Genomic DNA, 13,820 nt, shown 5'->3' on the forward strand with positions numbered 1-13,820 from the left:
CATCCTACCGACCGGTAGTCGGAGCGTTCCCTTGTGTTCATGATGAGACGCGAACATGCCGACGGCCCTTCGCCGTACCGGTGACGGGCCGACCCCCTGTGGCTCTGCGACTCAGGAGTGAACCCCCCATGCATGGACGTAACTTGAAGACCCGGATGGCGGTGTGCGTCGCCGGGGCGACCGCGGTGACGATGACCCTCACCGGTGCGGCCCCCGCCCTGGCCGCCCCCGAACCGGCCGCCCCGCAGTCCGCGCCCCGTACCGCCGCCGTGGCCGAGGCCGAGCCGCGCGGAGAGGGCCACGACGGCTCGGCCGACGTCGACTACGACACCTGGCAGCGCGACGTCACCGCCGTCACGGACACCGCCCGCCCCTACCTCGAACAGCGCATCTCGCAGGGCGGGGGCGAGAAGATGGCGATCGTCCTCGACATCGACAACACCTCGCTGGAGACGGACTTCCACCCGCTGTGGGAGCTGCCGACACCCGCGATGGAGCAGACCCTCGGGCTCGCGAAGTACGCCAAATCCCGTGGTGTGGCCGTCTACTTCGTCACCGCGCGGCCCGGCATCATCTACTCGCTGACCGAGTGGAACCTCGACGAGGCCGGCTTCCCGGTCGACGGTCTGTACGTGCGGGACCTGCCCGACCTCTTCGACGAGGTCAGCAAGTACAAGACCGCAAAGCGCGCCGAGATCGAGTCCAAGGGCTACACGATCATCGCCAACATCGGGAACAGCCCCACGGACATCGTCGGCGGCCACGCCGAGAAGACCTTCAAACTCCCGGACTACGACGGCGACCTGTCCTGACGGACGCCGGGCTTCCCGGTCTCCCGGCGTCCCGCTCTCCCCGCCGCCCCGGGCCGCGTTGCTGCGACGTCCGGCCCGGGGCGGCGCGCGGTCGGGTGACCCGGATTACGGGTACCCGGTGCCGCAGCCGCCCGTGTCCGTGCCGCCGGTGATACGGATGTCGGCATGGACCTTCGCGTCATGACGTTCAACCTCCGCTTCCCCGAGTACGACCCCGCGGTGCCCCACTCCTGGCCGCGCCGCCGTCCGGCCGTGGCGGCGCTGCTCGCACGGGAGTTGCCGCATGTGCTGGGCACCCAGGAAGGCAAGTACCGGCAGCTGCGCGACATCCACGCGGACTTGCGGCAGACCGGGGCGTCCTACGACTGGATCGGGGCGGGCCGGGAGGGAGGCAGCCGCGGCGAGTTCATGGCCGTCTTCTTCGACACCGCCCGGCTGGAGCCCGTCGAGTACGAGCACTTCTGGATCGCCGAGGACCCGTATGCCGTGGGGGAGTTGTGGCCCGGCGCCGGCTCGCCCCGGATGGTCACCTGGGTGCGCTTCCGCGACCTCGCCGACGGGAGGGAGTTCTACGCGCTCAACACCCACCTGGACAACGTCAGTGAGGAGGCGCGGCTTGCCGGCGCCCGGCTGCTCGTCCAGCAGACGCACGATCCGCGGCCGCCGCTGCCGCCCTTCGACCCGGAACTGCCGTGCGTGGTGACGGGCGACTTCAACGCCCCGGCGGACGGCGCGCCGGGCGGCGTCCACGGAACGCTGCTGGCGGAGGGCGGACTGACCGACTCCTGGACCGCCGCGCCACCTCAGCAGCGCGGCGAGGAGCACCGCACCTGGCACGACTACCGGGGTGCGCGGCCGGGGCCGCGCATCGACTGGATCCTCACCTCGCCCGGCTTCCGCACCCTCTCCGCGCGGATCAACACCTTCGCCCCGGAGGGGCAGTTCCCCAGCGACCACTTCCCGGTGCAGGCGACCCTGCACCTCGGCGCGGAGGACGGAGCGTGACGCGGCCGGCCGGGGCGGTCTGACGGCCGGAGCCGCCCCGCCCGACCGGCCGCCGCGTCAGGGGAGTTGGCCGAAGGTGTGGGTGACGTGCTCGGCGAGCATCGGCAGTGCGGGCCGTGGACGGTCGAGGGCCTCGGCGCTGTCGGGTATGGAGCGGTGGTCCAGTTGCCATCCCAGAGCGGTCAGTTGATCCTCCACGGGTTCGCGTTCCCCCTCGGGGAAGAGGGCGGGGAGGTCGAGACCGAAGCCGCCCGCGCGTTCCCGGAGGAGCGGATCGCCGAGCAGGCCCGTCACGTCGTCGATCCGTTCGACGGCCAGCCGGCTGCCGGCGGCCGAGAGGCGGGTGACCTCCCGCAGGAGCCGGCTCTCGGCGTCGGGCGGCAGGTACGGCAGCAGGCCCTCGGCGAGCCACGCCGTCGGCCGGGACGGAGCGAAGCCCGCCGCCTCCAGCGCGGCGCCCCAGTCGTGGCGCAGATCGACCGGCACGGGGTGGTGGGCGCAGCCGGGGACGGCGCCTTCCTCGCGCAGTGTGTCCGCCTTGAAGGCGAGCACGGCCGGCTGGTCGATCTCGAAGCAGACGGTGCCGGACGGCCAGGGCAGCCGGTACGCGCGGGTGTCGAGCCCGGAGGCGAGGATCACCACCTGGGTGACGCCGGCTGCGGAGGCGCGCTGGAAGTAGTCGTCGAAGACCCGTGAGCGCAGGCCGATGTAGTCGGAGGTGGCGGTCCACAGCTCCTCGTCCGGGCCCTGCGGGTCCTGCCCGTCGGAGCGGCCGGAGCCGTCGGAGCTGTCGGGGCCTTCGGAGAGGCCGGGAACGCCGGGGAGCGGGAAGGCCGTCGAGGGGCGGGCCGCGGCGACGAGCCGGGACGCGTAGGGGTCGGCGATCAGCGCGTCCGGACGGGCGGACTCGGCGGCTCTGCCTGCGGCCACCGCGAGAGCGGTCAGGCCGACTCCGGTGACGATGTCCCACTGCTGGTCCGTACTCAACGAACACCTCCGTGCTCACAGGCGTGACTGGTGCGCCGCCGCCGGCAGGCCGAGGGGCGGCGGGAAGCGCGGCCCGGCGGCTGCACAGGAGGCGGCCGGGCCGCACACTAATAGATGGTGCGCACAGGCAACTAATCGGTTTTCGGCCCCTGCCGCACGCGGGGGCCGGGCAGGACCCGCGGCCGGGAGTGGGCCGTCCCGGGCGCCGGCGCCGTCAGCGGGCGGAGCTGAACTCCCTCAGCAGTCCGGCCAGTTGTTCCGGCTGGTCGAAGGGGAGCAGGGTGTAGCTGTCGTCGATCTCCACCAGCCGGGCGTCGTTGAAGAGTCCGGCGAGCCGGCGGCCGTGCTCGCGCGGCATCAGCCTGTCCTCCGTCGCCCACACCACCAGCACCTGCCCGTCGAACGAGCGCATGCGTTCCGCCGCGTCCAGCAGTGTCGCCCTGTCGGGCACGGACAGGACGTACTTGGCGAGGTCGCGCCGGATCTCCCGGCTTGTGCGCGCCGGTTCGAACCAGGCGTCCATGACCTCGTCCGGCACAGGACGCTTGCTCATCCACCCCCACCCGCCCGGCGCCCGGCGCGCCGCCTTGAACCGCAGCCCCTCCATGGTGAGTTTGAGTCCGCCGGGCACCCGGCACGCGAGGTGGACGGCGCGGCCCGGCAGCCCCGGCGGATAGTTGTCGAAGGCCTCGCACGCGGTCAGCACGAGACGGCCGATGCGCTCGGTCCGCCCCTCGGAGAGCAGCAGTTGGGCGCCTCCCCAGTCGTTGAGCACCAGGGTGACGTCCCGCAGGTCGAGCCGTTCCAGGAACTCCGCCACCAGCAACGCCATGCCGCGCAGCGACAGATCGGCGTCCGCGTGCATCGGGGTGCGGTGGGAGCCGAGCGGCAGGGTGGGGGTGACGCACCGTCTGCCGGGGGTCAGTCGGGGGACGACCTCGCGCCAGACGGAGCTGTCCATGATCAGCCCGTGCAGCAGGACCAGCGTCCCGCCGTCGCCGCCGGTGTCCTCGTAGGTGATCGTTCCCGCCGACAGCGACACCTCGGGCACGGGGCCTCCTCGTGGCCGTTGACTCTTCGTGACTTGATGGATCGCTCCAGTCGAGAGCCTAGCCGCCCCGCGACCGGCCGACGGCCGGTGACGGGCGCGCGGCAGGGGGAACTGCCGCGCGCGGCCCGCCGGTTGCGCACCGGTTCCGGCAGCCGGCCGGCCGCCGACCCCCCTCAGCCGTCGAAGCGGTGGCGGGACGCCTCGATGTGGCCGAGGTGTTGCTGGGTCCAGGCGCACATCCCGTCGACGGTCGCGCGCAGGCCCTGGCCGGGCCCGGTGAGGGTGTACTCGACCCGCGGCGGCACCGTGGCGTGCACCTCCCGCTCGACCAGGCCGTTGCGCTCCAGCATCCGCAGGTTCTGCGTCAGCATCTTGTGGCTGATGCCCTCGATCTGGTTGCGCAGTTCGCTGAAGCGCAGGGTGCGTTCGCCGAGGGTCTCGATGATCAGGAACGCCCACTTGTTGGCGACGTCGGAGAAGATCTCCCGCGCCAGGGAGTCCGCGCGCGTCAGATCCCCTTCGCCGGACGAGCCCTTGACCTGCTTGGTCACCATGAAGTTCCCCCGTCACTCAAAAGTGCGTTCTTCCACGTCAGCGGACACTCTCCTACGGTTCCCGAGTACCCACAAGAGAGTATGTCGGGTGCCAAGTCCCGTGGGAGCGAGCCCTCGGGTACTCCCGGCGCCCTCCCGACACTCTCGCGACAAGGAAGCAGGCGACATGGCCATCACCCTGGTGAACCCCGAGGGACTGCCGGAGATCGACGCCTACCGGCAGGTGTCGGTCGCGACCGGCTCGAAGCTGGTCTTCGTCGCCGGACAGGTCGCCTGGAACGCCGACGGGGTCACCGTCGGCGAGGGCGACCTCGCCGCCCAGGTCGAGCAGTGCTATCTGAACATCGCCACCGCCCTGGCCGGGGTCGGCGGCTCCTTCGACGACGTGGCGAAGCTGACCGTCCACGTCGTCGACTGGACGCCCGGGAAGATGCCGCTGTTCCTGGAGGGCGTCGAGCGGGCGTCCGCGAAACTGGGGAGCACCCCGGTGCCGCCGGGCACGCTGCTCGGCGTCGCGGCACTGGCCGACCCCGGCCATCTGGTCGAGGTCGAGGCCACCGCCGTCATCGACTGAGCGCGTCTGCTCCGTCCGGGGAGCGGAGCGGTTCCAGGCCGCGGATGAGGTCCGCCGCCCGCTCCGCGATCATGATCGTGGGGGCGTTGGTGTTGCCGCGGACGACGGTCGGCATCACGGAGGCGTCCACCACGCGCAGGCCGGTCACCCCGTGCACCCTGAGCCGGGAGTCGAGGACGGGGCCCATGGGGCAGGTGCCCGCCGGGTGGTAGAGGGTCTGCACCTCGCGCTGTGCGAAGTCCAGCAGGTCCGCGTCGCGGGCGGAGCGCGGAACGCGGAAGTCCGCCCGGCGGTGCTTGCGCAGGGCGGGCCGGTCGGCGATGTCCAGCAGCATCCGCAGCGCCCGGGCCATCGTGGCCCGATCGTCCTCGGTGGCGAGGTAGTTGTGCAGGATGTGCGGCGCGGCGCCGGGGAGGGCCGAGCGCAGGGAGACCTTGCCGCGGCTGGTGGGTGTCAGCAGTGCCGCGCCGAACATGAAGGCGTGGTCGGTGACCGGGCTGATGCCCTCCTCGTGGAACATCACGGGCGTGGCGTGCAGTTGGACGTCCGGAGCGTCCAGCCCCTCCCGCGTACGGACGAAACCGCCGGCCTCACCGACGTTGGAGGTCAGCGGGCCGCGTCCCTCGGTCTCCAACAGCCGCAGGTTCTCCGGTGATTCGGCAGTCATCAGCGACTCGGTGTCGGTCAGGTAGCTGAGCCCTGCGTGCGGGTGGTCCTGGAGGTTCTCTCCCACAGGCAGGTCCACCCGGGGCGTGATGCCCAGTGCCGCCAGCTCGCCCGCCACGCCGATGCCGGAAAGCATCAGCAGCTGCGGCGAGTTGTACGCGCCGGCCGACAGCACCACCTCCCGCTCGGCGTGCACCTGCTGCAACTCGCCGCCCAAGTCCACCTCGACGCCGGTGGCGCGGTCGCCGTCGAACAGGACGCGGGTGCAGCGGACGCCGGTGCGGACCTCGAGGTTCGCACGGCCCAGAGCGGGCCGCAGATAGGCGACGGCGGCGCTGCACCGCATGCCGTCGCGCTGGGTGAGGTGGTAGTGGCCGACGCCGTCCTGCTCCGGACCGTTGAAGTCGGCGGTCCAGAAGTGACCGGCCTCCTGGGCGGCGGTCACCCAGGCGGCCGTCAGGGGGTGCCGGGAGCGGCCCTCGCTGACTGTGAGGGGGCCGCCGGTGGCGTGCGGGGGCGCGCCGTCGGACCCGTCGGACTTCGCGGCTCCGGCGGACACCGTTTCCCGTGGCGGTGCGGCGGGGCCCCGGAAGTCCTCGGCACGCAGGAAGTACGGCAGGACGTCGCGCCAGCTCCACCCGTCGGCTCCGGCGGCGGACCAGGCGTCGTAGTCGCGCCGGTTGCCGCGGATGTAGATCATCGCGTTCATCGAGGACGAACCGCCGAGCATCCGGCCCCGGGGCAGGAACCGTCGGCGCCCGTCCAGGCCCGGCTCGCAGGCGCTCAGATAGCTCCAGTCGTACTGCGTCTGGAACAACTTGCCGAAGGCCGCCGGGACATGGATCTCCGGTGCGTCGTCCGGGGGACCGGCTTCGAGGAGCAGGACCCGCACGTCCTCGTCCTCCGTCAGCCGGGCCGCCAGTACGCACCCCGCCGAGCCGGCACCCACGATGATGTAGTCGTACACGCGTCATCCCCCTCCGGGCGGTCCTCCCGCCCTCCGCTGCCCAAGTTCCCCCGCCCTCCACCCAAGCGGCACCCTCGGCGTGTCACCTACCGGGAAACCAGCCATAGTCGCGGGTGCGGCCGGCGTCATGTCGCCGCGCTCTGCCCAGGTGAACTCCCGCCGCGCCGCGACGGGTTGTTCCGACGGGGCATCTCCCGCAGCATGCGTCCCACGAGTCGGCCGTCGGCCTCCACCGGCAGCGCGCTGAGGCGTAGCCGGACGGTTGGACGCTGGGGGAAGAGAAGGAGGAAGGGCTCGCAAGCTTTCCGCGACTCGGGCAGTCTCCTGACCTGCCCGCAATAGCCCGAGGTGAGCCCCTGATCTTCGAGGCTCGCCTCAGGAAAGCCGGCATCGGCGTGTTCACACCGGGGTGAGATCACCTCACTTGCGTCAGTTCAGGCTTTCCGCCACCGACAGGTAATCGGTGTAGATCTGCGGTGAGCCGGAGAACGAAGCCAGTTGCTTCCATTCCTCGTACATCTGCTTCGTGTCGCGATAGTTCTTGGCGAATACAGCAGCCTCATCAGTCGCGATGTCCGCATCAGGATAGAACGCATGGAGCGCTGCGAGGCTGGCAATCTCCATCAGCACTACATACTGATCCAGCCGGTTTCCGCGCTCGCCTTTCAGCAGGCGGAATTTCCAGTCGGGATAGTCCTCGATGCGGTGATGATTTTCAGCGATGAAGGTTTCGAAGGTATCTGCTCGGACATCGGGGCGCAGCGCGAGATTGTGGATGCCGATCACCCGGGCGAGAGGTTCTTCTCCTGGCAGGCTGCCCTCAGCTTCAACCGGACTGCTGCGACAGTCCGGCGGCGGGGTCCTTTCACCTCCGCCCGGTCATCAAGCGCCTCGTGGCGCACCGTGCCGTCCAGGATCACGAACGCCTTGGCCGAGGCGGTCTGCATGGCTTGGGCGAGAGTCGGGGCGAGGGCGGCCAGGACCTCGGACCGCTTCGGCGATGTACCGGTAGGCGGTGGTGGTACTGACGCCGAAGCCAGCCGCGAGTTGGGCGTAGGTGTGGCCGCACCGCAGATGGGCCAGGACGAGCAGGGTCTGCCGTCCGGCAGACAGCTGCTGCCATCGTGTCCCCATCTCGTGGCGCCGGGCGCGAAGGCGGGCGGAGAGGTAGCGCAGGGTCGAGGTGGACACATCGACGCCGGACGGGTAGACAAGCACGCGGAAGCTCCTGGTGGGACAGGCGATCTTGGTCGTGAACCCGTCTACCAGGAGCTTCTTCTTGTCCGGACACCGCTGCTCCACCCAACTACCCACCCGCCGCGTCAGGTTGGAAACACCTCACTGTACAACGTGACCTGCTCGTGCTCGGGAGGGGCGTACGGCCCGGCCGGTCGCATTCCATCGCAAGGCGGCTCAGGGAGCGGAGGGGGTGACGGGATAGTGGTGCATTACGTACGCGAGCTTCCCTGCAGCGAGGAGCAGCATGACCACAGGGGGCGCGAGCCACCATCGGTTCATCACGCGTTTCACCACAGCGGGCACGGTCAGCGCGAGGACGAGAACGGAGCCCGCGAGACCGAGCATGCAGGCCACCTCGATGCCGGTAAGTGCGTCGTCGTCCCATCGTCCCTGCGGCTGGATGGTCAGAGCGTAGTAGCACATGCCTGCAGTAGCGGTATTCAGAATCACCAGCGGGATGCCGTAGACCCAGCACAGGCAGCCCGCGTCCTCAACCTCTGCCCCGACCCGATCCGTCTTCATCGCAGTGCGCTCCTGGCATGATCGAGGTCGTTGTCGAATCCCCGACCATAGGCCTGGGCCTTCTCGCTCTCCCAGAACGGCCCGCCGTTGTATCGGGCCGCCAGTTCCTGGCGTTGAGCCCGGGTCATCTCTTCCGGGGGGACGTCTGCGAAGTCACTCTCGGGGAGCATGCGGGATTCAGCCGCGTGGACTTCGGGGTGCGGATCAGCTTCTCCAAACACATGGTGGAGTCGGTGGAGCTGGGCCGCCGGATGCCGGACCAGACGTTCGTCGAGCGGTCGGAGGAGGCGCTTGGCAATACGGGCGCATTGCGGAAGGCAGCCCGGCATCTGACGCGGGGAGAGCCGGGACTGGCGGCGTGGTTCCGGCGCTGGGCGCGGCTGGAGAAGGAAGCGGTCAGCCTGTGTACGTACGAGTGCAGGCTGGTGCCGGGGCTGTTGCAGTCGGAGCGCTACGTGCGGGCAGCCTTCGACAACCGCATCCCACCGCTGTCTGACGACCAGATGGAGGCGCAGGTCTCCGCGCGAATGCTCCGTCAGGAGTTGATCAGAGGCCGGCCCAACACTTCGTTCAGCTTCGTTGTCGATGAGCACGTGGTGCAGCGACGTCTGGGAGGAATCGAGGTCGCACGCGATCAACTGGACCACATGCTGTCGTTCGCCGCGTTTCGCAACGTGTCGATTCAGATCATGCCAGTGATCTGCGAGTGCCACGCGGGTCTCGATGGGCCGATGGCGCTGATCGAGACGCCTGATGGGAGACGTCTGGCCTATTCCGAAGGACAGGAGAATGGCAGGCTGATCGCTGACGCGAAAGAGGCAGCCGTCCTGCACCAACGGTATGCAACACTCCGCTCACAGGCCCTCAGTCCATTGGATTCCGTCGGCCTGCTGGAGCGGATCAGAGGAGCACTATGAGCAACGCCGAACTGGCCTGGTTCAAGTCGAGCTACAGCGGGACGTCGGGCGACAACTGCGTCGAGGTCGCCGTCACCCGACAGGTCGTGCACGTCCGGGACTCCAAGGATGAGACGCGTCTCCACTTCGCGGTGGGGCGCGCCAGTTGGTCGAGGTTCGTGCGGCATGCGGCGAGCGATTGAGCCGCAGGCGCTCCCAGAACAGCTTGGCGCAGCGGATCAGAGGAGGGCTATGAGCACGTCCGAAGGCAACTGGTTCAAGTCGAGCTACAGCGGGACTCAGGGTGACAATTGCATCGAGGTCGCCGTCACCCGACAGGCGGTGCACGTCCGGGACTCCAAGGATGAGACGCGTCTCCACTTCGCGGTGGGGCACGCCAGTTGGGCGCGGTTTGTGCGGCAGGTCGCGCTCGGCTGAACGATGGGGCCGGCCCGGGAGCCCTGGCTCTGGGCGGCACCCTCGCAGACGTGACGCTGTACCGAGCCGCGGCAGAGCCGGCCGCGTTCCAGGACCCGGTGGCATTCCCACGGCGACTGGCCCGCCGGCTGGCCCACGCCGGGGCGGCCGAGCCCACGTACGGGCCCAGCCGCCGTGCGCGGGCGGGGAGTCGGGGGCGCCGTGGCGGGCCGCGGTGCGCGCCCGCGTCAGATCAGCACGTTCTTGTGGAAGACGTTGGCGTAGCGGTCGATGTCGCCGACGCTCGTGCGGGAGGCGAAGCCGAAGCACAGGCGGGCCTCACCGCCCGTGGTGCGCATGATCGCCATGCCTTCGGGTTCGCGGTAGACCAGCGACTTCCCCGCCTTGGTCAGGAACCGCTCGACGACCTTGCCGGTGTTCAGATCGACGGACGTCACATGGGAGTTGATGTCCGCCGGGTCGGCGTGGCCGTCGCCGTCGAGTGTGTAGAGGTGGCTGCCGAGGACGGTGTAGCCCTGGAAGGTCACCGAGCCGTCCCCGAGCTCCGGCTGGGTGATCTTCGCGAGTTCCTTGCCGAAGGTGCCGTTCTCCAGGTCCAGGTCGGCGAAGTCGTACAGCCGGAAGGTCATGCCCCCGGACTCCCTGCGGCGCACCAGGATGCGGTTGTTGACCGGGTCGGTGGCGCAGGTGATGGTCTTGCTGCCGGTGAGGAACTTCTTCACCGAGGACGGTGCGGCGCCGCTGACGAACTTGAACCGTGCCAGCGCGGTGCCGCGGCCGCTGTCGTCGTTCTCGTGCGAGTCGCACTCGACCCACAGGTAGGAGTCCGAGCCCACTGGTTCGACGCCGATCGACACACCGTGGCCGGCGTTGTCGATGTGCATCGAGCCGGTCACCTCGCCCTTCTCGTCGAGCCGGTTGACGCACAGGTCGTCGCCCGAACTGCCGTTGCGGATCTGGGCGATGAAGAGTCTCCGGTTCTCGGCGTCGAACGCCATTCCCTGCATGGCGTGGTGCGACTCGTGCAGCATCACGCCACGGAAGACGTCGTAGGACGGTTCTGACAGGTCGAACCGTTTCGACGTCGGTACGGCGGCGGAAGCGGTGTCGACGCTCAGCGCGCCGACCGTTCCGGCGGACAGCAGCGTCGCACCGCCCACCTTCAGCAGCCCGCGCCGTGACAGCTTCGATCCGGACATTGACGACCCCCGTGTCATCGAGTGTGTGCCGTATCAGCGACTCCGGATGATGGCAGGGCAGGAGGGCCCTGTCAGCGGGTGCCGGACTCCTGCGGAGATGTCGGACCGCCCAACGCTCGTGGGCGCCGACGTACTTGGCGGCGAGCGGCGCCCGGTCCGGGCCGGGTGGGTGAGGCGGGGTTTCTTGCGTATCCGTAAGTCGGCCCATCCGTATAGGCGTTCGGCGTTTCCGTGAGTAACGTCCTGCCCGGTCGGCCGCATGGGCTTGAGCTTCGGGCCCGAGGAGTCTCGCGGCGTGTATTCGACCGGTTCGCCGGTGCGGCCGTGCACGTCGCCCCCCACAGAGGAGTTCTTGTCATGCCCAAGCTAATGCGAAGACTGTCCGGCGTTGTCGGCATGGTGGTCGCCCTGCTGTTCGCGTTCCCCGTGTCGGCCAGTGCCGCCGACATCGGCGACGCGGCACGGCCGGCGGCCGCTCAGTCCGCCCAGGCAGGACAGGCCGTCACCTCCGACGGCTTCCCGACCGGTGACCTCACCAATGCCGCGCCCCCGGACGTCACCGAGCGCGACGCCCGGGTGCCCGCCTGGAGCTACCACATCACCGCCTCGTGCAGCGGCTACGAGGGCGCGATCCGTCAGGGTGCCAACTTCTGGGGCAGCGGCACCGAGACCTCGGGCAGCGGCACGCCGGTGGAGTGCACCGGCGGCTACATCACCGGCTGCGGCAGTGCGACCAACGTCGTCGGCTGCAACTGGGGCCAGGGCCAGCGGATCATGCTGTCCACCATGGTGAGCGACTTCGGCCTGCTCTCGGCGCACGAGTTCGGGCACAACTGGTACGGGCACTCCGACCCGGGCTGTGCCAACTGGGCGAGCGCGTACGAGGTCATGCGACCGACCATGTGCTGAGCGCCGTTCGACTCGGGGCGGGCCGGACGCACGGGCGTCCGGCCCTCTCTGATGTCCGGGGGCCGGCGGGGAGTGTCCAGCCCGGGAGATCCGGCAGGCGGTACGCCCGCGCGGGCCGTGCTGGGGTGCGTCCCAAGTGACGGGAAGGGCCGTGCAATTGACGTCCCATGCCTGCCCGCCTGTGGCATCCTTGGCGGTTACAAACATTTCGCGCCGGGGGGTGCCATGTGGACGCGCGGACTGTCCCGCCCTCCGGGGGCGGAGAGGGAGGACCGGAGAGACCGGCCGGGCCGGTGACCCCGGGACCTCCGGACAGTGAGGAAAGCCGGGAGGACAAGCGCTACTTGCGCACGCTCCTCGCCGTCTATGTCGCCCTGCTCTCCACCGCCTTCGGCGTGGCCGTCTGGGCGCAGCGCGTCGAGGGGGACTTCGCGACCGCCGCGGCAGCTCTCGGTGCGGTCTTCCTGCTGGTGCCGACCATGGAGGTCGTCGCAAAGCGGGACGACAGGCGCGATGTCACGCAGCACCGGCTGGCGTTCCTCAAGGCGTTCGGTCTGGCCGCGGTGCTGGCCTCCCTCGCCTGGGGTGCGCTCACGCTCCTCCCCGTGGACGTGACGGACCGAGCGGAGCTGAGGGACGGCACCCGTCTGGACGCCGGAGCCACCGCTGAGCTGCGGGTGGACGCCGAGCCGGGCGGCCACTCCGAACTGAGCCTCACCCTGGAGGTCCGTCACGAGGTCGCGGGCGCGACCTCGTGCATCCCCGGCAGCGAGCTGAAGTTCGACGGCCCCGACCTCGCGGCGAGCAGGACCGCCGGGACGGACCGCGAACTCACCACGACCCTCCCCCTGGATGCGGCCGGACCGGGCGTCTCGGTCGGCATCACTCTGCTCGCGGAGGAGGGCTGCCGGGTGAGCCTCGTCCCCAAGCAGGTCAGCTACCGGTGATCACAAGGAGACCCCCATGGCCACTCACTCCCTGCGTCTGCCCGCCGCGGTCTTATGCCTCGCCGTACTCGCCACCGCGTCGGCGGCGTGCGGGAGCGGGCCCGACCGGCCTGAGCCGGACCCGAAGTCCCCTTCGCAGTCGGCGTCTTCGCTCTTCGACCAGCGTTCGGTGCGTGTCGCGGTGAAGAAGGGACAGCCCGGATTCAACACGCGCAGCGGCGAGGAGTACGAATATGCGGGGTTCGAGACGGACTTGCTGAACTCGCTCGCCGACGACATCCCGTTCAAGGAGTACAAGCACGACATCCCCTCCCTCCGGCGTGAGGAGATCCTCCTCGACGAGGGCGCGGATCTGGTCGTGGCCACATACACCATCACCGACGGCCGGGACGAGGACATCGACTTCACGGCCCCGTACATGAAGACGTACCAGGGAGTGCTGGTGCGCAAGGACGAGACCGGCATCGAGAAGCTGGGAGACCTCGAGGGCAAGCGGGTGTGCAGCGCCTCCGGTTCCACCTCGGACCCCGACAGCGTCGAGTCCGCGGAGGACCGTGAGTCGATCAGCGGCGCTCTGGGCGTGAAGATCAGGCCCGGGTTGCGCAAGGACTACAAGACGTGTGTGAAGGAGGTGATCAGAGGCAACTTCGACGCGGTCTGGACGGACAAGATCTTGCTGGAGGGCTTCGCGCAACAGGAGCCGTACGCGAAGGACGTCAAGGTCGCGCGCGACATCACGATCGAGCAGCGCCAGTTCTACGGCATCGGCCTGCGGGAAGGGCACGAGGCGGACTGCAAGCGGCTGAACCGCGCCCTGAAGAACTTCCTCGACACCCGCTGGCGGATCACCTTCCAGCAGCACTTCCCCGGCGTCGCCGAGGGTGACTTCGAGCAGAAGTACAAGCCCTCCGACTCCGAGTTCGAAGACTACGCGGCGAAGTCCTGCGGCGCGAAGTGACCTGCGCACCTGCGGTGGGAGCAGGCGCGGCGCGGCCTTGGCGGGTGGCGCGTGCCGCGGTACGCAGGTGCGGCCGCCCGGCCGGGACAGGTGCTG

16 protein-coding genes and 1 pseudogene are annotated in these 13,820 nt (G+C 69.7%); 9 read left to right on the forward strand and 8 right to left on the reverse strand.

Features of this window, described 5'->3' with window-relative positions; all coding sequences use genetic code 11:
• Positions 1 to 128: 128 nt before the first annotated feature.
• Positions 129 to 812: an HAD family acid phosphatase gene (locus H343_RS0122355; RefSeq protein WP_028432961.1), complete on the forward strand. Its 684-nt coding sequence runs from the start codon at positions 129 to 131 to the stop codon at positions 810 to 812.
• A 180-nt stretch (positions 813 to 992) separates the two neighbouring features.
• Positions 993 to 1,817, forward strand: a complete 825-nt coding sequence (locus H343_RS32205) for an endonuclease/exonuclease/phosphatase family protein (protein WP_158679597.1) — start codon at positions 993 to 995, stop codon at positions 1,815 to 1,817.
• Positions 1,818 to 1,874: 57 nt separating this feature from the next.
• Here H343_RS32205 and H343_RS0122365 read toward each other — a convergent pair whose 3' ends face one another.
• The 3 genes from H343_RS0122365 to H343_RS0122375 form a co-directional block, all read right to left on the reverse strand.
• Positions 1,875 to 2,804: an SAM-dependent methyltransferase gene (locus H343_RS0122365; protein WP_028432962.1), complete on the reverse strand. Its 930-nt coding sequence runs from the start codon at positions 2,802 to 2,804 to the stop codon at positions 1,875 to 1,877.
• 214 nt (positions 2,805 to 3,018) lie between these two features.
• Entirely contained in the window at positions 3,019 to 3,855 is an 837-nt protein-coding gene (locus H343_RS0122370) for an alpha/beta fold hydrolase (RefSeq protein WP_028432963.1), read from the reverse strand.
• Between the two features lie 173 nt (positions 3,856 to 4,028).
• Positions 4,029 to 4,409 carry a winged helix-turn-helix transcriptional regulator gene (locus H343_RS0122375; protein WP_028432964.1) on the reverse strand — a complete coding sequence of 127 codons (381 nt, stop codon included), beginning with the start codon at positions 4,407 to 4,409 and terminating at the stop codon, positions 4,029 to 4,031.
• A gap of 166 nt (positions 4,410 to 4,575) precedes the next feature.
• Between H343_RS0122375 and H343_RS0122380 the strand changes: the two genes are divergently transcribed.
• Positions 4,576 to 4,983: a RidA family protein gene (locus H343_RS0122380; RefSeq protein WP_028432965.1), complete on the forward strand. Its 408-nt coding sequence runs from the start codon at positions 4,576 to 4,578 to the stop codon at positions 4,981 to 4,983.
• Here the strand turns inward: H343_RS0122380 and H343_RS32210 are convergent.
• The 4 genes and pseudogenes from H343_RS32210 to H343_RS32220 all read right to left on the reverse strand — a co-directional run bounded on the left by H343_RS32210 (position 4,973) and on the right by H343_RS32220 (position 8,377).
• Positions 4,973 to 6,616, reverse strand: coding sequence for an FAD-dependent oxidoreductase (locus H343_RS32210; protein WP_051265764.1), 1,644 nt, complete (start codon positions 6,614 to 6,616; stop codon positions 4,973 to 4,975). The two genes, H343_RS0122380 and H343_RS32210, sit on opposite strands and share 11 nt — an antisense overlap.
• 429 nt (positions 6,617 to 7,045) lie before the next feature.
• Positions 7,046 to 7,402, reverse strand: a complete 357-nt coding sequence (locus H343_RS32215; protein ID WP_199778977.1) for a hypothetical protein — start codon at positions 7,400 to 7,402, stop codon at positions 7,046 to 7,048.
• A 113-nt stretch (positions 7,403 to 7,515) separates the two neighbouring features.
• A pseudogene (locus tag H343_RS34455) lies at positions 7,516 to 7,834 on the reverse strand (helix-turn-helix domain-containing protein); the annotation flags it as partial.
• A 195-nt stretch (positions 7,835 to 8,029) separates the two neighbouring features.
• The gene (locus tag H343_RS32220; protein ID WP_051265767.1) at positions 8,030 to 8,377 is read right to left on the reverse strand and encodes a hypothetical protein; all 348 of its coding nucleotides are present in this window, start codon (positions 8,375 to 8,377) and stop codon (positions 8,030 to 8,032) included.
• 17 nt (positions 8,378 to 8,394) lie between these two features.
• Here H343_RS32220 and H343_RS0122405 point away from each other — a divergent pair, with 17 nt between their 5' ends.
• From H343_RS0122405 to H343_RS0122415, 3 genes are read left to right on the forward strand one after another with little or no spacing between them, the layout of a single operon-like run.
• Positions 8,395 to 9,294 carry a DUF5753 domain-containing protein gene (locus H343_RS0122405; RefSeq protein WP_486587010.1) on the forward strand — a complete coding sequence of 300 codons (900 nt, stop codon included), beginning with the start codon at positions 8,395 to 8,397 and terminating at the stop codon, positions 9,292 to 9,294.
• Positions 9,291 to 9,476 (forward strand): DUF397 domain-containing protein, encoded by a 186-nt coding sequence (locus tag H343_RS0122410; RefSeq protein WP_028432967.1) that lies wholly within the window; start codon positions 9,291 to 9,293, stop codon positions 9,474 to 9,476. The genes H343_RS0122405 and H343_RS0122410 overlap by 4 nt, the downstream gene beginning before the upstream one ends.
• Before the next feature lie 49 nt (positions 9,477 to 9,525).
• A complete protein-coding gene (locus tag H343_RS0122415; RefSeq protein ID WP_028432968.1) occupies positions 9,526 to 9,711 on the forward strand; it encodes a DUF397 domain-containing protein in 186 nt (61 codons plus the stop codon).
• 227 nt (positions 9,712 to 9,938) lie between these two features.
• Here the strand turns inward: H343_RS0122415 and H343_RS0122420 are convergent, their stop codons facing one another.
• The gene (locus H343_RS0122420) at positions 9,939 to 10,910 is read right to left on the reverse strand and encodes a phage baseplate protein (RefSeq protein ID WP_037904738.1); all 972 of its coding nucleotides are present in this window, start codon (positions 10,908 to 10,910) and stop codon (positions 9,939 to 9,941) included.
• A gap of 357 nt (positions 10,911 to 11,267) precedes the next feature.
• Here H343_RS0122420 and H343_RS0122425 point away from each other — a divergent pair, with 357 nt between their 5' ends.
• The 3 genes from H343_RS0122425 (at position 11,268) to H343_RS0122435 (ending at position 13,724) form a co-directional block, all read left to right on the forward strand.
• The gene (locus H343_RS0122425) at positions 11,268 to 11,819 is read left to right on the forward strand and encodes a hypothetical protein (protein ID WP_037904740.1); all 552 of its coding nucleotides are present in this window, start codon (positions 11,268 to 11,270) and stop codon (positions 11,817 to 11,819) included.
• 344 nt (positions 11,820 to 12,163) lie between these two features.
• Positions 12,164 to 12,766 carry a hypothetical protein gene (locus H343_RS0122430; protein ID WP_158679598.1) on the forward strand — a complete coding sequence of 201 codons (603 nt, stop codon included), beginning with the start codon at positions 12,164 to 12,166 and terminating at the stop codon, positions 12,764 to 12,766.
• 16 nt (positions 12,767 to 12,782) lie between these two features.
• Positions 12,783 to 13,724, forward strand: coding sequence for a transporter substrate-binding domain-containing protein (locus H343_RS0122435; protein WP_028432972.1), 942 nt, complete (start codon positions 12,783 to 12,785; stop codon positions 13,722 to 13,724).
• Positions 13,725 to 13,820: the final 96 nt, after the last annotated feature.

The sequence above is a fragment of the Streptomyces sp. TAA204 genome (genome assembly GCF_000424965.1).